Annotated in this window: 17 protein-coding genes; 13 read left to right on the top strand and 4 right to left on the bottom strand. The window is 33.3% G+C overall.

Annotated features, from left to right (window positions below; genetic code table 11):
• The first annotated feature begins 16 nt into the window (after positions 1–16).
• The 10 genes from ACNO7W_RS11920 (at position 17) to ACNO7W_RS11875 (ending at position 9,838) form a co-directional block, all read left to right on the top strand.
• Positions 17–991, top strand: a complete 975-nt coding sequence (locus ACNO7W_RS11920; RefSeq protein ID WP_417938309.1) for a type IX secretion system membrane protein PorP/SprF — start codon at positions 17–19, stop codon at positions 989–991.
• 150 nt (positions 992–1,141) lie between these two features.
• Entirely contained in the window at positions 1,142–1,843 is a 702-nt protein-coding gene (locus ACNO7W_RS11915) for a histidine kinase (RefSeq protein ID WP_417938308.1), read from the top strand.
• Positions 1,844–1,965: 122 nt separating this feature from the next.
• Entirely contained in the window at positions 1,966–2,427 is a 462-nt protein-coding gene (locus ACNO7W_RS11910; protein ID WP_417938307.1) for a hypothetical protein, read from the top strand.
• Complete coding sequence (locus tag ACNO7W_RS11905; RefSeq protein WP_417938306.1) at positions 2,424–3,113, top strand: LytR/AlgR family response regulator transcription factor; 690 nt, start codon at positions 2,424–2,426, stop codon at positions 3,111–3,113. Before ACNO7W_RS11910 ends, ACNO7W_RS11905 begins: the two co-directional genes overlap by 4 nt.
• Before the next feature lie 145 nt (positions 3,114–3,258).
• Entirely contained in the window at positions 3,259–3,999 is a 741-nt protein-coding gene (locus tag ACNO7W_RS11900; protein WP_417938305.1) for an intradiol ring-cleavage dioxygenase, read from the top strand.
• A complete protein-coding gene (locus tag ACNO7W_RS11895) occupies positions 3,986–4,717 on the top strand; it encodes a pirin (protein ID WP_143387253.1) in 732 nt (243 codons plus the stop codon). The genes ACNO7W_RS11900 and ACNO7W_RS11895 overlap by 14 nt, the downstream gene beginning before the upstream one ends.
• A gap of 179 nt (positions 4,718–4,896) precedes the next feature.
• Positions 4,897–6,084 (top strand): phosphoglycerate kinase, encoded by a 1,188-nt coding sequence (locus ACNO7W_RS11890; protein WP_417938304.1) that lies wholly within the window; start codon positions 4,897–4,899, stop codon positions 6,082–6,084.
• Between the two features lie 297 nt (positions 6,085–6,381).
• Positions 6,382–8,223 (top strand): LysM peptidoglycan-binding domain-containing protein, encoded by a 1,842-nt coding sequence (locus tag ACNO7W_RS11885; RefSeq protein WP_417938303.1) that lies wholly within the window; start codon positions 6,382–6,384, stop codon positions 8,221–8,223.
• Positions 8,224–8,366: 143 nt separating this feature from the next.
• Complete coding sequence (locus ACNO7W_RS11880) at positions 8,367–9,344, top strand: DUF4837 family protein (protein ID WP_417938302.1); 978 nt, start codon at positions 8,367–8,369, stop codon at positions 9,342–9,344.
• A 47-nt stretch (positions 9,345–9,391) separates the two neighbouring features.
• Positions 9,392–9,838 carry a GNAT family N-acetyltransferase gene (locus ACNO7W_RS11875; RefSeq protein WP_417938301.1) on the top strand — a complete coding sequence of 149 codons (447 nt, stop codon included), beginning with the start codon at positions 9,392–9,394 and terminating at the stop codon, positions 9,836–9,838.
• On the opposite strand, the gene ACNO7W_RS11870 is transcribed toward ACNO7W_RS11875, so the two are convergent.
• The 3 genes from ACNO7W_RS11870 to rnpA all read right to left on the bottom strand — a co-directional run bounded on the left by ACNO7W_RS11870 (position 9,839) and on the right by rnpA (position 12,812).
• Positions 9,839–10,645, bottom strand: coding sequence for an OmpA family protein (locus ACNO7W_RS11870; protein ID WP_417938300.1), 807 nt, complete (start codon positions 10,643–10,645; stop codon positions 9,839–9,841).
• Complete coding sequence (locus tag ACNO7W_RS11865) at positions 10,645–12,282, bottom strand: S41 family peptidase (RefSeq protein WP_143388032.1); 1,638 nt, start codon at positions 12,280–12,282, stop codon at positions 10,645–10,647. The genes ACNO7W_RS11870 and ACNO7W_RS11865 overlap by 1 nt, the downstream gene beginning before the upstream one ends.
• A gap of 104 nt (positions 12,283–12,386) precedes the next feature.
• Positions 12,387–12,812, bottom strand: a complete 426-nt coding sequence (rnpA, locus tag ACNO7W_RS11860) for a ribonuclease P protein component (protein ID WP_143388031.1) — start codon at positions 12,810–12,812, stop codon at positions 12,387–12,389.
• A 126-nt stretch (positions 12,813–12,938) separates the two neighbouring features.
• Between rnpA and ACNO7W_RS11855 the strand changes: the two genes are divergently transcribed.
• From ACNO7W_RS11855 to ACNO7W_RS11845, 3 genes are all read left to right on the top strand, one after another.
• Positions 12,939–13,673, top strand: coding sequence for a lysophospholipid acyltransferase family protein (locus ACNO7W_RS11855; protein WP_417938299.1), 735 nt, complete (start codon positions 12,939–12,941; stop codon positions 13,671–13,673).
• A 10-nt stretch (positions 13,674–13,683) separates the two neighbouring features.
• A complete protein-coding gene (locus ACNO7W_RS11850) occupies positions 13,684–14,670 on the top strand; it encodes an acyl-ACP desaturase (protein ID WP_143388029.1) in 987 nt (328 codons plus the stop codon).
• 79 nt (positions 14,671–14,749) lie between these two features.
• The gene (locus tag ACNO7W_RS11845) at positions 14,750–15,403 is read left to right on the top strand and encodes an HD domain-containing protein (RefSeq protein ID WP_417938298.1); all 654 of its coding nucleotides are present in this window, start codon (positions 14,750–14,752) and stop codon (positions 15,401–15,403) included.
• A 125-nt stretch (positions 15,404–15,528) separates the two neighbouring features.
• Here the strand turns inward: ACNO7W_RS11845 and ACNO7W_RS11840 are convergent, their stop codons facing one another.
• Positions 15,529–15,927 carry a hypothetical protein gene (locus ACNO7W_RS11840; RefSeq protein ID WP_417938297.1) on the bottom strand — a complete coding sequence of 133 codons (399 nt, stop codon included), beginning with the start codon at positions 15,925–15,927 and terminating at the stop codon, positions 15,529–15,531.
• Positions 15,928–16,258: the final 331 nt, after the last annotated feature.

Raw genomic sequence — 16,258 nt, 5'->3', positions numbered from 1 at the left:
AATTAAAATGACTCAAATGAAAAAATTAATACTATCATTTCTTCTCTTGGCTGTAACTTCGGGTTATAGCCAAGAGTTAAATTTGCCGGTTTTCACACAATATTTAGCAGATAATCATTTCGTAATAGCACCAACGTTCGCAGGAATCGGAGATAATCTTAAAATTAGGGCTAATGGTTTGACTCAATGGGTTGGTATAAAAGATGCTCCGGATAATCAATCGGTGTATGCCGATTTTAGAATTGCGGATCAATCAGGAGTTGGAGTGTCTTTTTATAATGACAGTAATGGGAATACTAGACAGACGGGTGCTAAATTTTCCTTTGCGCATCATTTAATACTGGATTATTATACCAAACAATATTTGTCCTTAGGGATTTCTTATAATATTAATAATTTTAAAATAGATATTAATAATTTTAATACGACTTATGAAATTCCTGTTATAGACCCTAGTATTACAGACAATAGATTTGTATCAAATAACAATTTTGATGTAGGCGCATTGTATAGAAACAAATCATTTTATTTGAGTCTTAATGCCAGTAATATTTTAAATAAAAATGCAGATAAGTTTTCAGGTGTAGAGCCTGTATTACTTAGAAACTATCAGGTTTATTCGGGCTATGTTTTTAAAAGTCCTACCAATAGCAGGGTGGAGTACGAACCCTCTGTTTTCTATCAATTTTTTGCCAGTGACAAACGTTCCAGTACAGATGTTAATATAAAATACAGGCATTTTAATAAATATGAGGATTACTATTGGGCTGGAATATCCTACCGTTTTCTTAATGATCAATTTTTTAAACCGTTAAATTTGGGGCCAATGCTTGGTTTTAAGAAGTCTAATTTTTATTTTGGGTACTCCTACCAACTTACCCTTAATCAGTTAGCAGCATTTAATACAGGAACTCATGTCGTTACAATAGGACTTGATTTTCTTGCGGGCATTAGTAACTGTCCTTGTACACAAAGTCCGGTACACGATTAATAATTCAAATGAATTAGTTAAACGTTGCAATTTATCAGGTTACATTTAAATGGGGTAATATTCATTTAAATCGCAACAATCGATGTTTTTACCGCAATAATTTGAATGCTTCCAATAAGAATCTTAAATTTGATTGGTTAAGTAGTATTCATGAAAAAAAACATTTCCTTTTACGCATTGCATTTTTGCTTATGTTTAGCATTTTTGCTTTTGCCTTATGCATTTACTTCATCGGGAAGTGTTTTTAGTTTGCCGAATTTAGCAAGTAATGGTCATGACAGAATATATTTTCTTATCTATTTTATGTTGCTGGTTTTCTTCTACTTCAATTATTACTATTTAATCCCTAAAGTTTATTTTTCAAAAAAACAGATGCTATACTTTAGTGTCATTGTGCTGTTTTTATTGTTTTTTCTATGGATTTCAACTGTCTTTGATCATCCGGAACGTAATTTTCTGGATTTTGGACATGGAAACCCACCAAACGGACGAATGCCTCCGCCAAAACCCATGAATTCGGAACCAATTGGCGGGCCGCCAACTCAATATGGACACACCACTTTGGTTTATTTAATTGGGGTTGTTTCCAGTTTATTATTTGCTATTAATATTCGGTTGCAGAAGGTGGAGAAGGATAAAATGAAATCGGAATTATCCTTTTTGAAAGCACAAATTAATCCTCATTTTTTGTTTAATACTTTGAATAGCATTTATTCTTTAGCCATAAAAAAAGATGATAAAACGGCCGATGCTGTGGTACAATTATCCGAATTAATGCGGTATATAATAACGAATGCTAATGATGATGTGATTGCTTTGGATAAAGAATTAATTATATCATTTAGACTTTAAATTTACTGTGATAAATCAATTTAACTGTGTGCGTCAGTTCGAGTATTTTATTAAAAAATGCGATAGCTTTTTTTAATAAAATGTATCGAGAACCCTAACATTGTAAGCTTCTCGATACAATTTTGAATAGTAAAGCTGTCGCATTACTATTCAAAATCACTCGAAGAGACGCGGTGTTTTTTATTCCAGTAAAATCAAAAGTAAAATGGTATTATATCAACAATTTTGTTCAGCTTCAAAAAACCCGTTTGGGCAACACAGTAAAAGTTGATTATGTTGTTGAAGGGAACGCTTTCGGCAAATGCATCACACCACTTATTTTAATTTCATTTATAGAAAATGCATTCAAGCACGGTGTGAATCCAAATCAGAATTCCGACATCGCTATTCGGATTACAATTGTTGGGGATTATTTGACTTTATTTGTTTCTAATTATAAAGTGCAATCCATTCAATCGGATAGCGGGATTGGATTGCAAAACACAATCGAGAGATTGTCTCTTTTGTATCCCAACAACCATGTTTTAAAAATTGATGATAATCAGGAGAATTATACCGTAACCTTAACAATCAAAGTAGGATGATAAAAGCGATTGCACTCGATGACGAACCACCTGCATTGGATATTTTGCAAAGTTTTTGCGATAAAATAGAATATGTCGATTTGCAAAAAACATTTACTAAATCGGATGAGGCATTCAAATATTTGAAGAAATATCCTGTTGATTTATTGTTTTTGGATATTAATATGCCATCTATTTCCGGGATTGATTTCTTTAAAAACTTACCGCATAAAACGATGGTAATTTTTACTACTGCATACTCTGAATATGCAGTTGAAGGATTTACATTGAGCGCTACCGATTATATTTTGAAACCTTTTTCTTTTTCACGATTTCAACAAGCTGTCGAAAAAGCCTTTTCCCAATGGAAATTACAAAACCAAAATCCGGAACAACGCTATCTTTTTATCCGTGCCGACTATAGTTTGATTAAAATTCTGTTCTCGGATATTTTATATAATGAAGGGTTAGATGATTACCTGAAAATTCACATACAAAATCAGAAAACAATTGTCGCCAGAATGACTTTGAAAACGATCCTTCAAAAGTTGCCTGTCCCTGAATTCATAAGAGTACATCGTTCTTTTATTGTTCCCATTTCAAAAATTGAAAAAGTGCGAAACAAAATAATTTACATCAATCAGGAGGAAATTCCGGTGAGTGCGAGTTATGAAAGTGCTTTTTTTGCCGTAATAAATAAAGAATAAGCATGTTGTTTTATTGTTAAAAAATTACAAATTTATTCTGATTTTTATTTGTTTACCGCATAAAATCTTTCGGTTACCTCATAAATTTTAGCACTTATTTACATTTAAATACTTTTATAATTGTAACATTAAAATAGTATTTGCTATGGAAAGAAAAGAATTTTTAAGAGGATTAGGATTAGTAGGATTAGGATCTTTGGTCATTCCTATAATTAAGGCCTGTAACAGTGATGATGCGATTTCTTCAACAGAAACTACAACGAGTACAGGTTCTACTAACAATTCTGGGAGTTGTACCGTCACTTCAACAGAAACAGCTGGGCCATTTCCTACCAAAATACCTTCGTCACTAGTGACGACTAATATTGTTAGCGATAGAACGGGAGTAGGATTTACCATTAACGTTACGATAAAAAACACCAATGCCAGTTGTGCCGCCTTAGCAGGAGCCATTGTAGATATTTGGCATTGTGATAAGGATGGCTATTATTCAGAATATGGCGGAACCGGAATGCAATCAGCAGATTTTACAGCAGTTCACTTTTTGAGAGGAAGACAAACTACAAATGCGAATGGAATAGTTAGTTTCAAGTCTATTTTTCCGGGATGGTATAGCGGTAGAGCAACACACATTCATGTCCATGTTTATAATGCCTCTGGAACATCGTTATTAGTTACTCAAATTGCATTTCCTGAAGGTTCCGGTAGTGCCGTTGTAGTAGTAAATGCCTCAACTGCTAATGGATATTCTAAAGGAATGACAGGATATACTTATAATGCCAGTGATAATGTGTTTTCGGATGGTGTAGCCAATGAATTGTCAACGATTACAGGAAGTGTTGCTGAAGGATTTGTCTTGGAGCATACCATAAATGTTGCGGGTTAGAGAAGCTGATTTAGAAGTAATAGCCATCAAAATGATACAACAAAATCCTGCACAAATATTCAAATCCGAATTGAGAAGGCAGTTTGAATCAAATGGACACAGCTGTTTTTCTACTTTAAATTTTGGAAGTTATTTCGAAGAAAGTAGAAAACCATTCGGAGTTTTACATTTTTTTAATGAAGAAATACTGGTGCCTCAACATGCAACCAAAACAGTTCTGGAAGCCAATACAGCAATACTTATTTTACCGCTGTTTGGCGGAGTAGATTATAAAGACAGTTTTGGGAATGAAAGTTTTATAGGAGTCGAACAAATCCGAATTATTTCTGCTGAAAAGGAAATGTCTTTCAAACTTTCTAATTCTTATGAGGAAGAAAATGTCAGTTATTTACAAATAGGATTCAATGCCAAAATTCAAGATTTCGAAAGCAATTTCAAACAGTTTGATTTTGGTTTAACCGATAAGAACCAATTAATTCCATTATTCGAAATTTCAAATGCATTGGGTTTTATAGGAATGTATGACGGAAGAAAAGAAGGGGTTTATTCGCTAAAAAATAGTTCAAACGGCGTTTTTGTTTTTGTAATTAATGGAGCTTTTGAAGTGGAAAATCGTTTGTTAGAATCAAAAGACGGATTAAGTTTGTCAGGAATTGACTCCTTAGAATGGGAAGCGTTATCCGAAAATGCGCTCCTTATCGTTTTAGAAATTCCATAAAGGAAAGATTTCAGAGACGAATGTTTTTCGAAATTAATTCCAAAAAACAAATAATTTGCGACTATTACAACGTTTTCGTTAGTGGATTTCCCTAATTTTCAAACTATTCTTATTTTTTAGTTCCTGAAAAGTTCTATATTTGTTATTCTTTCAAAAAAAACAAACTAAAAATATACTTAATGAAAACTTTAAACGATTTTAATTTTAAAAATAAGAAAGCAATAATACGCGTTGATTTTAATGTGCCTTTGGACGAAAATTTCAATGTAACAGATGCCACTCGTATCGAAGCGGCAAAACCTACTATTGATGCTATTCTTGCTCAAGGCGGAAGCGTAATTTTGATGTCACATTTAGGCAGACCAAAAGGTGTTGAAGAAAAGTATTCATTGAAACACATCCTAAAAACAACTTCGGAAGTGCTTGGAGTACCAGTTCAGTTTGCTTCAAACTGTGTTGGCGTGGAAGCTAAAAATGCTGCTGAAAAATTACAAGCGGGAGAAGTTTTATTATTGGAAAATTTGCGTTTTCATAGCGAAGAAGAAGCTGGAGATGTTGCTTTCGCAAAAGAATTAGCGTCACTTGGTGATATTTATGTAAACGACGCTTTTGGAACGGCACACAGAGCACACGCTTCGACTACAATTATCGCTCAGTTCTTCCCAACTGAAAAATGTTTCGGATTATTATTAGCTAAAGAAATCGAAAGCTTGAACAAAGTTTTGAAAAACAGCGAAAAACCAGTAACAGCAGTTCTTGGTGGATCTAAAGTTTCTTCTAAAATTACGGTTATCGAGAATATTCTGGATAAAGTCGACCACATGATTATTGGTGGTGGAATGACATTTACTTTTGTAAAAGCATTAGGAGGTAAAATTGGAGATTCAATTTGTGAAGATGACAAACAGGAATTGGCATTGGAAATATTGAGATTAGCTAAAGAAAAAGGAGTTCAAATTCATATTCCGGTTGATGTTGTGGCAGCAAATGCTTTTTCAAATACTGCCGATACTCAAATTGTTGATGTTTCAGCAATTCCTGACGGATGGCAAGGACTTGATGCTGGACCAAAATCATTGGAAAACTTCAAAAAAGTAATTATGGATTCTAAAACTATTCTTTGGAATGGTCCATTAGGAGTTTTTGAAATGGAAAGTTTTGCTAACGGAACAATTGCACTTGGAAACTTCATCGCTGAATCAACTGCAAACGGAGCTTTCTCACTTGTAGGTGGTGGAGATTCAGTAGCAGCAGTTAAACAATTTGGACTAGAAGACAAAATGAGTTATGTTTCAACTGGTGGAGGAGCCATGTTAGAAATGCTTGAAGGAAGAGTATTGCCAGGAATTGCTGCGATACTTGACTAATACAATGATTTAAAAAGGTTTCATTTTAAGCTGTAATCCAGATTTAAAAATACCTTATCTATAATAATAAGAAACCTTAGCGATGAACTATTTGTCGCTAAGGTTTTTTTTAGTTTTAAAATTTGATGAATTGTGTTTTAAAAGGAATTTTCACAATGAAATCACGGAAAATTCTTCATAATTGAACTGAAAGTTGCATTTTTAACAATATTTAAAGAAATTTTTAGTTTTAACCTGTTATGTTTGTAGAAAATACCAATGTAATCATTTGAAATATAGGACTTTGATCATTAAAATATGAATGTAAAAAATACCACCCTATCGTTATTTCTATTGTTATCAGTGCATTTGTTTTCGCAAGAAGTTGTTGAAAATAAAAACTTTGTAAAAGTAGAACCAAAATTATCCTATTTAGATTCTATCAAGAAAACCTTCGTAAAAGATGAAATGGCATCTTGTGTTGATAGTTTGTGGATGAAAGAATTGACCAACTTAGATTTATACAACAATATAACGGATGATATAAAAAACATCAATATTGACGAAAAAGTGGATTATGAATTGCCTACTGAACTTTTGAAAGAAAGACTGGCGGCAATGGATGCAAAATCACCTTTCAATATTGAGTACAATCAAGGTCTGGAAAATATCATCAAGTCATTCCTAAAAAACAGAAAGAGATCCTTTGAACGGTTAATGGCTATTTCGGAGTATTACTTCCCGCTGTTTGAGGAAGCGCTTGCCAAACAAAATGTTCCTTTGGAAATAAAATATTTAGCAGTTGTGGAATCCGCTTTGAACCCAAAAGCAGTTTCCAAAATGGGGGCTACAGGACTATGGCAGTTTATGTATCAAACGGGAAAACAATATGGTTTGAAAATTGATTCCTATGTTGATGAACGAAGCGATCCTTTGAAGGCCAGTGAAGCGGCAACCCAATACATGACGAATATGTACAAAATATTCGGTGATTGGGATTTGGTTTTAGCTTCTTATAATTCAGGTCCAGGGAATGTTTCTAAGGCAATTAGGCGTTCTGGTGGTCAACAAAATTATTGGAACATTAGAAAAAATCTTCCAAAAGAAACGCAAGGTTATGTACCTGCTTTCCTGGCGACAATGTATATTTATGAATACCACAAGGAACACGGAATTATTCCCAATAGAGCAACAGTAAAACATTTTGCCACTGATACCATAATGATTAAGAAGCAAATGTCGTTCAAACAAATTTCAGATTTGCTTGATGTTCCCGTAGCTCAATTGCAGTTGTTGAATCCTTCCTATAAGTTGAATGTAGTTCCAGTTTATCATGATGAAAATCATTTTTTGAGATTGCCACAAGATAAAGTAGCTGTATTTACTTCAAATGAAGCTAAAATTTATGCGTATACCCAACACGAACTTGACTTTCGTGAAAAACCATTTCAGGTTACAAAAGCGATTGTTGTACGTGATACTACGAATTATACCACACAACGGATTACGCTTCCTAAAACAAAATATTACAAAGTAAAACGCGGAGATAATTTGAGTGAAATTGCCAATAAATATGATGTTGCCGTTTCCAATATAAAAAAATGGAATAAATTGAAAAGCAATGCTGTTCCTTATGGTAAAAGTTTAAAAATCATTACCGAACAAAGTATCGTAAGAACGATTAAGAAAGAACCAAAAGTGGAGGCAGTTCCTTCAGAAACAATTTCGGAAAGTCAAAGAGTAGTTGCTTCTGAAGTTAAAATTAATAAAGAAGAAGAATTGGCTTCTAATCCAGAACGAAAAGACATAGAATATGTGGTTCAAAAAGGAGACAATCTAGGAAATATTGCCCATAAATTTGGCACTACTTTAGCCGATTTAAAACAATGGAATAATTTATCGGACCACAACATTGCGCTAGGTGCTACTTTAATTGTTGCCAAAGATGAAATTGTGATTACTACCGACAAAGCGACCGCCGATTCCTTCAAGAAAAAAGCCAACTTAGCAACAGGTATTGAGTATTATGTCAAAAAAGGGGACTCCTTATTTAGTATTGCCAAAAAATATCCCGGGGTAACCATTTCAGATATTAAAAAATGGAACGATATTCGCGGGGGGAATATTAAATCCGGAATGAAGTTAAAAATAAACGGATAATACGATAAACTTCTATAAATTTGGGTTTTATTTCATATATGTAAAATTTAATTGTTAGTTGTCATATATGGTATCGCCTTTTTATTTATTGGTGTTTGCTTGCGCAAACTTGTTGTTAATGGCGATTTCATAATTAAATTATAATGAATAAAATCCATTTTTTGTGCCTTCTTGTTTCTTTCTTATTTTTTTCTTGTACAAAGAAGAACGATAATTTGCATCGTAAAACGACTGGGAAAATCAATACCATTTCGGTTATTATTGATGATCAGTTGTGGAATGGTGAGATAGGAGACAGTATTCGAAATAAGTTTGCATCACCAGTAATTGGATTGCCACAAGAAGAACCGCTATTTACCATAAATCAATATCCGGTCAAACTTCTGGAGGGATTCATGACGGATACCAGAGCGATTATTGTGGTAAAGAAAGAAGAGCAAAATAAATTTGAAATAAAGAAAAATCAATATGCATCACCTCAAAATGTGTTTCATATTTCAGGAAAAACCGGGGCTGATATTATAGCATGCTTAGAAAAAAATGCTCCCCAAATGATTCAGTTGATCAAGCAGGCAGAAATAGCCGAAAGCCAGAGAATCAATAGTCAGTCGCTACTTAATCCACAATTAATCAGTAATAAATTCCATATCTCCATAAAGATTCCTTCCAGTTATACTTATGTGCTTCACAAAAGTAATTTCATGTGGTTAAAGAAGGAAATTGTCGGCGGAAATACAAGTCTGCTAATTTATCAGGGTCCTTTAAACTCCATTAAAAAGAACTCAAATTTGATTTCGAATATCATAAAAATGCGAGATTCAATAGGTAATTTATATATTAGCGGTACAGAACCAAATACGCATATGATTACTGAGGAGGCCTATGCACCATATCTTTCAAAGATTACTCTTGACGGGAAAGAAACATACGAAACCAAAGGAACTTGGGAATTGAAAAATGATTTTATGGCGGGTCCTTTCATCAATTATGCTATTATAGATAAGGAAAATAATAGAATTTTGGTTTTGGAAGGTTTCTGTTATGCACCATCAAAGGAAAAACGAGACCTGATGCATGAGTTGGAATCCATTATAAAATCAGTTGAAATTGAAAAAAGGTAATGTCTAGTTACTCTAAATTAAAAATTAATATAAAAAAGAAATAATCCATGGCGTTAGAATGGGAAATAAAGCCTTTTGAGGCGCTTACGGTACATGAACTATATGATATACTCAAATTAAGAAGTGAGATCTTTGTAGTGGAGCAAAACTGTGTTTATCTGGATCTTGACGGTAAAGACAAAGTGGCGTTGCATCTCTTTGGAGAATTTGAAGGTGCAATTGTGGCTCATGCCCGACTTTTCAAAGCAGGAATCAGTTTTGATAATGCTTCTATTGGAAGAGTAACCGTTGCTGCAAATTACCGCGACAGGAAATGGGGGCATGATTTAATGAGAGAAGCTATTGCGGGAATTCAGCTTTATTTTGGCGAAAGCCAAATTACTATTGGCGCCCAATTGTATCTGAAAAAATTCTACGAGAGTCATGGTTTTGTTCAAACCAGCGAAATGTATTTAGAAGATGATATTCCACATATCGAAATGCAGAAAGTATAATTATATTTTTAAAATAAGAAATTCGACTCTTCTGTCAAGCGCATCTCCTTTTCCTAAAGGGAATTTATTTCCGCAACCTTTGTAAGTCATTCGTTGCGGACTAATTTTTTTTGATATCAGATATCTGTAGACATTTCGGGCACGATTCAACGAAAGTTTTCTTTCACGAGTAAATTCATCTATTGCATCAGGGTAATAATTGGGCGTACAACATACGTGTCCTCTAATTTCAAATTGTAGGGTTTGATTTTTTTGCAATACCATTACCGTTTTGTCTAATTCTTGCTTGGATTGTTCGGTAAGTTTACTGCTACCCATTACAAATAAGATGTTTTCTAAATAAACACGATCTCCAACTTTATGTTTTTCCTGAAAAGAATTGTAAATACCTTTTCCGAAACTATTTTTTTTAACAATAAACAAATCGACGCGTCTGTTTTTAGACCGGGTTTCAGTTAAATTTTCCTCAATATCTTTTTTCAAAATTACGCGTCCCTTACCTTCAATAACGACAATTTTATTTTTGTTGAAACTATTAGAAGTGAGTATGTCTTGAACTGTTTTTACACGGTTAGTTGATAATCTATAATTATAATCATTGTCACCTCTGTCGTCACAATAGCCATAAATTTGGATAGATTCAATCTTTGTAGTGTCTGATTTTTTTACAAAATCAGTGATAGTTTTAATTTGTTGATCATAAAGGGTGTATTTATCAAAATCAAAATAGACAGTTTGTACGGATTTTTCTTGAGCTGAAAGATATCCAAAAAACAATAAGAGTGTTATTTTAAAATATTTATTCATTACAATTTTAAAATGGATTTGTATTCTGTATTATTATTCAAAATGCTAACGGATTTCTTAATTTCAGAATTGTTTTTTATGTAATATTGATATAAACCTTCTTGGTATTGATAGCGTTTAATAATTTCCTCTAAAATTAAATTCTTAATTTCTTTCTGATTCTTATCCAGTAATGTTTCTTCGCTTTTTTGAAGAGTAGCAAGCAATTGTTGGTATTCTGTGATGATGGATTCGTCTATTTTTTCTTTTTTGGCTACAGCCAAAGTGTTTTTCAATGCCAACTCGGTTTCAGTGTCAAAGGAGAATTTTTGTGCTTTTAAAAACTGTTTAAAGTCTAAAAAATCAGCATCAGAAATCGTTGGGATGCTATTCCCTAAATTTGGATTCTTATAATAATAGCTCGTCACATAATTAAAGATTCCATCGTTTTTTACTAACGCATTTGTTATCGGGCTTAATTTTGTTTCGTCAAGTTCAATGTCGGGTTGAATACCCCCACCATCATAAACCGTTCTTCCTTTGCGGGTTTTGAAAGCAGTATAGTTTTTCTCTTCCGTTTTTGTGGCCAACCCATTTTTGTCTTTATGGGCATAATTCAAGGCTTGAATGCATCTGCCAGAAGGCGTGTAATAACGAGAAATAGTTACTTTTAGTTGCGTTCCATACGTTAAATTAACAGGAGTTTGTACCAATCCTTTTCCAAAACTTCGGCTTCCTAATACCACAGCACGATCTAAATCCTGTAAAGCACCCGAAACAATTTCTGAAGCCGAGGCACTTTTTCCGTTTACAATTATGATCAAAGGAATTTCAGTATCAATGGGTTCTCTGGTTGTTTTATAAGTATTGTTGAATTTTTCTATCTTTGATTTTGTGGTTACTATAATTTCATTTTTGGGAACAAAGAGATTGCAAATATTTACCGCTTCGTTCAAAAGTCCTCCGGGATTGCCTCTCAAATCTAAAACAATTCTTTTTGCACCTTCATTTTTTAACTGTTCCAATGCCATTTTAGTTTCTACAGCAGCTTTATTGTTGAAATGCGATAAAACAATATAGCCGGTTTCGGCATCTATTTTACCAAAAAAAGGAACCGATTTTATTTCAACTTCATCCCGAACAATTTGGGTGGTATAAGTTTTTCCCTGACGGATGTATTTGATGTCAATTTTAGTATTTTTTGCTCCTTTAAACAACGGTGAAGCATCTTCTCTAAAATCAGACAAAAGAATGTCTCCAACTTGAGTGATTTCATCACCCGCTTTTAGCCCCGCTTTATCTGCCGGGAAATTTTTATATTGTTCTTTAACGATTAATTTGCCGTCTTTTCGGGTTAGTAAAGCACCTATTCCGGTATATTCTCCAGTGTTGTTTATTTTAAAACTCACCACATCCTGTTCGTTAAAATAAACAGTATACGGATCTAAACTGGCTAACATGCCTTTAATGGCTTTATCCATTAAGTCACCAGGATTAGTTTCATCGACATAATTTTTATTCAACTCCTTGAAAAGGGTGGTGAAAATCTCTATTTGTTTGGCTATTTCAAAAAAATCGTCTTTGAAACTGGCACCAACATAAAGAAATACCGATGCGACAATAGGGATTATGAATTTTTTTTTGAAAAAGAATTTCATGGTTTTTTGGACTAAATTTGAGACTACTAAATTAAGAATAAATCACCAATAATAATACCGGGCTAAATGGAAACGCTGATTTGCTTTATTTAGTAAAATTGAAATTATTTATTTTCTAAATTTGAGTCGTTTCCTGACAAATGTTTTTTGCTGTTTTGAGCCAAAAACTTCTCAAACAATTGAATGGTTTTGGTATTGATCTCTTCATAACTCAATCGGTCCTTGCTTTGGTAAAAAAACATAAAAGCATATGGTTGGTCCAGATTATCAATCAATAAATGTTTGTTGAGACGATAGGTTTCACGAAGTACACGTTTGAAATAATTGCGGTCAACGGCTTTCTTAAAGTATTTTTTAGAAACGGAAACACCCATTTTGATTTTTTCTTCCGATGTTTCAGGACTACCCAAAGCACCCGAATAATAAACCAATCGCAAAGGATATTTGGATACTGATTTCCCTTCAGAAAACAATAATCCAATGGTGATTTTACTTTTTAGCTTTTCGTTTTTTGGGTAAGTGAAGTTCATTTTAATAGAAAAAAGACATAGATTTTGACTTGCAAAGTTACGATTAAACGTTGAGCCTGTATATTGTTTGGGATTTAAAATCGGGCTAAAAATATATTTCTTACTTTTGTCGCAAATTTTTAAAGCATGCAAAAACTGATTTCGTATCCCATATCCATAATTTATTATTTATGTTTTGGTCTTACCTTGGTTATTTTTCACCCAATTCAATGGGTTTGCTTCCATGTTTTTGGTTATCAGGCCCATAAAAAAAGTGTTGATTATCTGAATTTTTTCCTATTAAAATGCACAAATCTTTTAGGGACAACCTATAAATTTGAAAATATAGAAAATATTCCTAAAAATGTTCCTCTGATTTTTGTCTCCAATCATCAAAGTATGTACGATATTATTGCTATGATTTGGTTTTTTCGCCGATTTCATTGTAAATTTGTCAGTAAAAAAGAATTAGGAAAAGGAATCCCAAGTGTTTCGTTTAATTTGCGTCATGGCGGTTCCGTACTTATTGATCGAAAAGATCCAAAGCAAGCTATTCCAGCTATTAAGGGATTGTCGGAATATATTGAAAAATACAATCGTTCCGCAGTTATTTTTCCGGAAGGAACGCGAAGTAAGACAGGGAAACCAAAAGAGTTTGCTCAAAGTGGGTTAAAAATTTTATGTAAATATGCGCCATCAGCATATGTGATTCCTGTAAGTATAAACAATTCTTGGAAAATAGTTAAATATGGATTTTTTCCTCTAGGTTTAGGAAATCACCTTACCTTTGTGGTACATAAACCGTTAGCGGTTAAAGAGTATGATTTTAAGGAACTAATGGAAAAAACAAAAACAGCAGTTGTTCAAGGAATAAAAATTTAATTTATATATAATGTCAATAAAAAACATTCGATTAGAAGTAATGCAGTTTTTAGAAAAAAACGTAGATAGCTTTGTCGATCAGTATCTAATTCCAGTAGAAAAAATATGGCAACCAACAGATTTTTTGCCTAATTCTCAAAGCGATACTTTTTTTGATGAGGTCAAAGAACTGCGTGAAATTGCAAAAGATTTACCATATGATTTCTGGGTAACTTTAGTAGGGGATACCATTACTGAGGAAGCTTTGCCAACATACGAATCCTGGTTAATGGACGTAGAAGGAATTGATAACGTAGAGAGAAATGGTTGGTCTAAATGGATCAGACAATGGACTGGAGAGGAAAATCGCCACGGTGACTTACTGAACAAGTATTTGTATTTGTCAGGTCGCGTAAACATGCGTGAAATAGAAATGACAACGCAACACCTTATCAACGATGGTTTTGATATTGGAACCGGAAGAGATCCATACAAAAACTTTGTGTATACTAGTTTTCAAGAGTTAGCAACTTATATTTCACACAACAGAGTAGCGCAAATGGCTAAGAAATATGGTGATAACAAATTGTCTAAAATGTGCAAAATGATTGCTGGTGACGAGATGCGTCATCATCATGCGTATAGCGAATTTGTAAACCGTATTTTTCAGGTAGATCCTAGCGAAATGATGCTTGCTTTTCAATATATGATGAAAGCAAAAATCGTTATGCCAGCACATTTCTTAAGAGAATCCGGTGAAAAAATAAGCACTGCTTTCGAACAGTTTTCTGATTCGGCGCAAAGAATTGGCGTTTATACCGCTGCGGATTATGTAGATATTATGCAAAAGTTAATTGACAAATGGGAAGTTGATAAAATTACCGGTTTGACGGATGAAGCAGAGAAAGCACGTGATTATTTGATGAAATTACCAGGAAGAATGGCGAAAATATCTGAAAGATTGGTCATTCCACAAGAGTCACATATTTTCAAATGGGTAGAGCCAGCTAGAATTTAAATTTTTGATTTAAGAATAATGAATGTTGATTTTTGAAGTTAGTCTTTGAAAATCAACATTTTTTTTACCAAATATAACAATGATAAAGACGGATTTAATAAGCAAAACAATTCTTTTTGTAAAAGCAAAACTTGAAAATGCCGAAGGTGGGCATGACTGGTTTCATATCGAAAGAGTGTATAGAAATGCTATTTTGATTTCTAAAAACGAAGCTTGTAATACCACTGTTGTTCAACTTGGGGCTTTGCTTCATGATATTGCCGATAGTAAGTTTCATAATGGCGATGAATCTATTGGACCTAAAATAGCTCGAGAATTCTTAGAGTCAGAAAATGTTTCCGAAGAAATCATCGTTCATGTTGTCAATATCATTGATAACATTTCTTATAAAGGTGGTAATTTCGAAAAGAAATTCTCTTCAATAGAACTGAATGTTGTTCAGGATGCGGATCGATTAGACGCCATAGGAGCCATTGGAATTGCAAGAACGTTCAATTATGGAGGATTTAAAAACAGAACGCTCTATGATCCTAAAATAGCGCCAAATACAAGGATGACAAAGGAAGAATACAAGAACAGCGATTCTCCAACCATCAATCATTTTTATGAAAAGTTATTGCTCTTAAAAGATAAAATGAATACTGAAACCGGAAAACAAATTGCAAAGGAAAGACACCGTTATATGGAAGGTTTTATTTCGCAGTTTTATGCCGAATGGGAAGGGGAGAAGTAGTTGGCAGTGTTCAGTGATCAGTTTTTCGACGTCTAAATAGAACTGCTCTACTCAAAAAAAATATTGATTTCAGTCTTGTTTTACAGACAAACGATGACTGATCACTAAATTCTGAACACTGAACACTAAAGTCCTTTCGCTTTCATTTCTATAATTACATCCGAAGCGTTTTTAAAAGTTGGCGCCTGTTCAATAATGCTTCCTACTCTTTTTTTATTGAGTTTAAATGTGATATCATTCTCAGTTGTGAATAATAGTGCTGTCAAAAAAGGGTTGTTCATATAAGGAGCCAATACAATAAAAGCTTCATCAAGTGTGTGGAAACTTTCTACTTCTTCGGTTTTATATCGTGCCGTAACGGAAAGACTGAAAACGTCATTTTCTAATAAAACAGGACGCACATAAATATTTTTCAATTCAGTATCACCAATGGTTTTGGCTAACGTTAATTTGGCGTAAGTACCATTTTGGATGCTTTCTTTTACCTTTTCCCAGAAAAGTGCAAATACAGGTTGGTAAGACATAAAGTAAAATTTTAAATGTTGGATTATGTTCTGAAACGGGTTTGCAAAATTAAGTTTTGTAAATCAAACAATCCGTTTTTTGAAGAAAGATTATTACAAATGATCTCACATTGGAGTTAAATACAGAAGAGAACCAAAATGGCCTACCGTCTGGACACATCTGAAAATAGAACACAGATAACACGGATCGAACAAATTAACACAGATTTAAATTGTGTCTCGTCCTGAAAAAAGTTTACACTTTTTGTTATTAATCCTGATATAAATTTACATTAATTCTTAATCCTAAAATGGGTTTATTTTTCATTGTAAATTTTATTAACTTTATATT

This window comes from Flavobacterium sp. ZB4R12 (assembly GCF_048276375.1).
GTDB classification, from domain to species: Bacteria; Bacteroidota; Bacteroidia; order Flavobacteriales; family Flavobacteriaceae; genus Flavobacterium; species Flavobacterium gawalongense.
The sequence above is the reverse complement of the archived record's forward strand: the minus strand, read 5'-3'. Positions and strand labels throughout refer to the sequence as shown.

What these genes read in the sequence shown, in the direction of transcription:
- ACNO7W_RS11920 (WP_417938309.1), top strand. Translation starts at nt 17, where the DNA reads ATGAAAAAATTAATACTATCATTTCTTCTCTTGGCTGTAACTTCGGGT.
- ACNO7W_RS11915 (WP_417938308.1), top strand. Translation starts at nt 1,142, where the DNA reads ATGAAAAAAAACATTTCCTTTTACGCATTGCATTTTTGCTTATGTTTA.
- ACNO7W_RS11905 (WP_417938306.1), top strand. Translation starts at nt 2,424, where the DNA reads ATGATAAAAGCGATTGCACTCGATGACGAACCACCTGCATTGGATATT.
- ACNO7W_RS11900 (WP_417938305.1), top strand. Translation starts at nt 3,259, where the DNA reads ATGGAAAGAAAAGAATTTTTAAGAGGATTAGGATTAGTAGGATTAGGA.
- ACNO7W_RS11895 (WP_143387253.1), top strand. Translation starts at nt 3,986, where the DNA reads ATGTTGCGGGTTAGAGAAGCTGATTTAGAAGTAATAGCCATCAAAATG.
- ACNO7W_RS11890 (WP_417938304.1), top strand. Translation starts at nt 4,897, where the DNA reads ATGAAAACTTTAAACGATTTTAATTTTAAAAATAAGAAAGCAATAATA.
- ACNO7W_RS11885 (WP_417938303.1), top strand. Translation starts at nt 6,382, where the DNA reads ATGAATGTAAAAAATACCACCCTATCGTTATTTCTATTGTTATCAGTG.
- ACNO7W_RS11880 (WP_417938302.1), top strand. Translation starts at nt 8,367, where the DNA reads ATGAATAAAATCCATTTTTTGTGCCTTCTTGTTTCTTTCTTATTTTTT.
- ACNO7W_RS11875 (WP_417938301.1), top strand. Translation starts at nt 9,392, where the DNA reads ATGGCGTTAGAATGGGAAATAAAGCCTTTTGAGGCGCTTACGGTACAT.
- ACNO7W_RS11870 (WP_417938300.1), bottom strand. Translation starts at nt 10,645, where the DNA reads ATGAATAAATATTTTAAAATAACACTCTTATTGTTTTTTGGATATCTT.
- ACNO7W_RS11865 (WP_143388032.1), bottom strand. Translation starts at nt 12,282, where the DNA reads ATGAAATTCTTTTTCAAAAAAAAATTCATAATCCCTATTGTCGCATCG.
- rnpA (WP_143388031.1), bottom strand. Translation starts at nt 12,812, where the DNA reads ATGAACTTCACTTACCCAAAAAACGAAAAGCTAAAAAGTAAAATCACC.
- ACNO7W_RS11855 (WP_417938299.1), top strand. Translation starts at nt 12,939, where the DNA reads ATGCAAAAACTGATTTCGTATCCCATATCCATAATTTATTATTTATGT.
- ACNO7W_RS11850 (WP_143388029.1), top strand. Translation starts at nt 13,684, where the DNA reads ATGTCAATAAAAAACATTCGATTAGAAGTAATGCAGTTTTTAGAAAAA.
- ACNO7W_RS11845 (WP_417938298.1), top strand. Translation starts at nt 14,750, where the DNA reads ATGATAAAGACGGATTTAATAAGCAAAACAATTCTTTTTGTAAAAGCA.
- ACNO7W_RS11840 (WP_417938297.1), bottom strand. Translation starts at nt 15,927, where the DNA reads ATGTCTTACCAACCTGTATTTGCACTTTTCTGGGAAAAGGTAAAAGAA.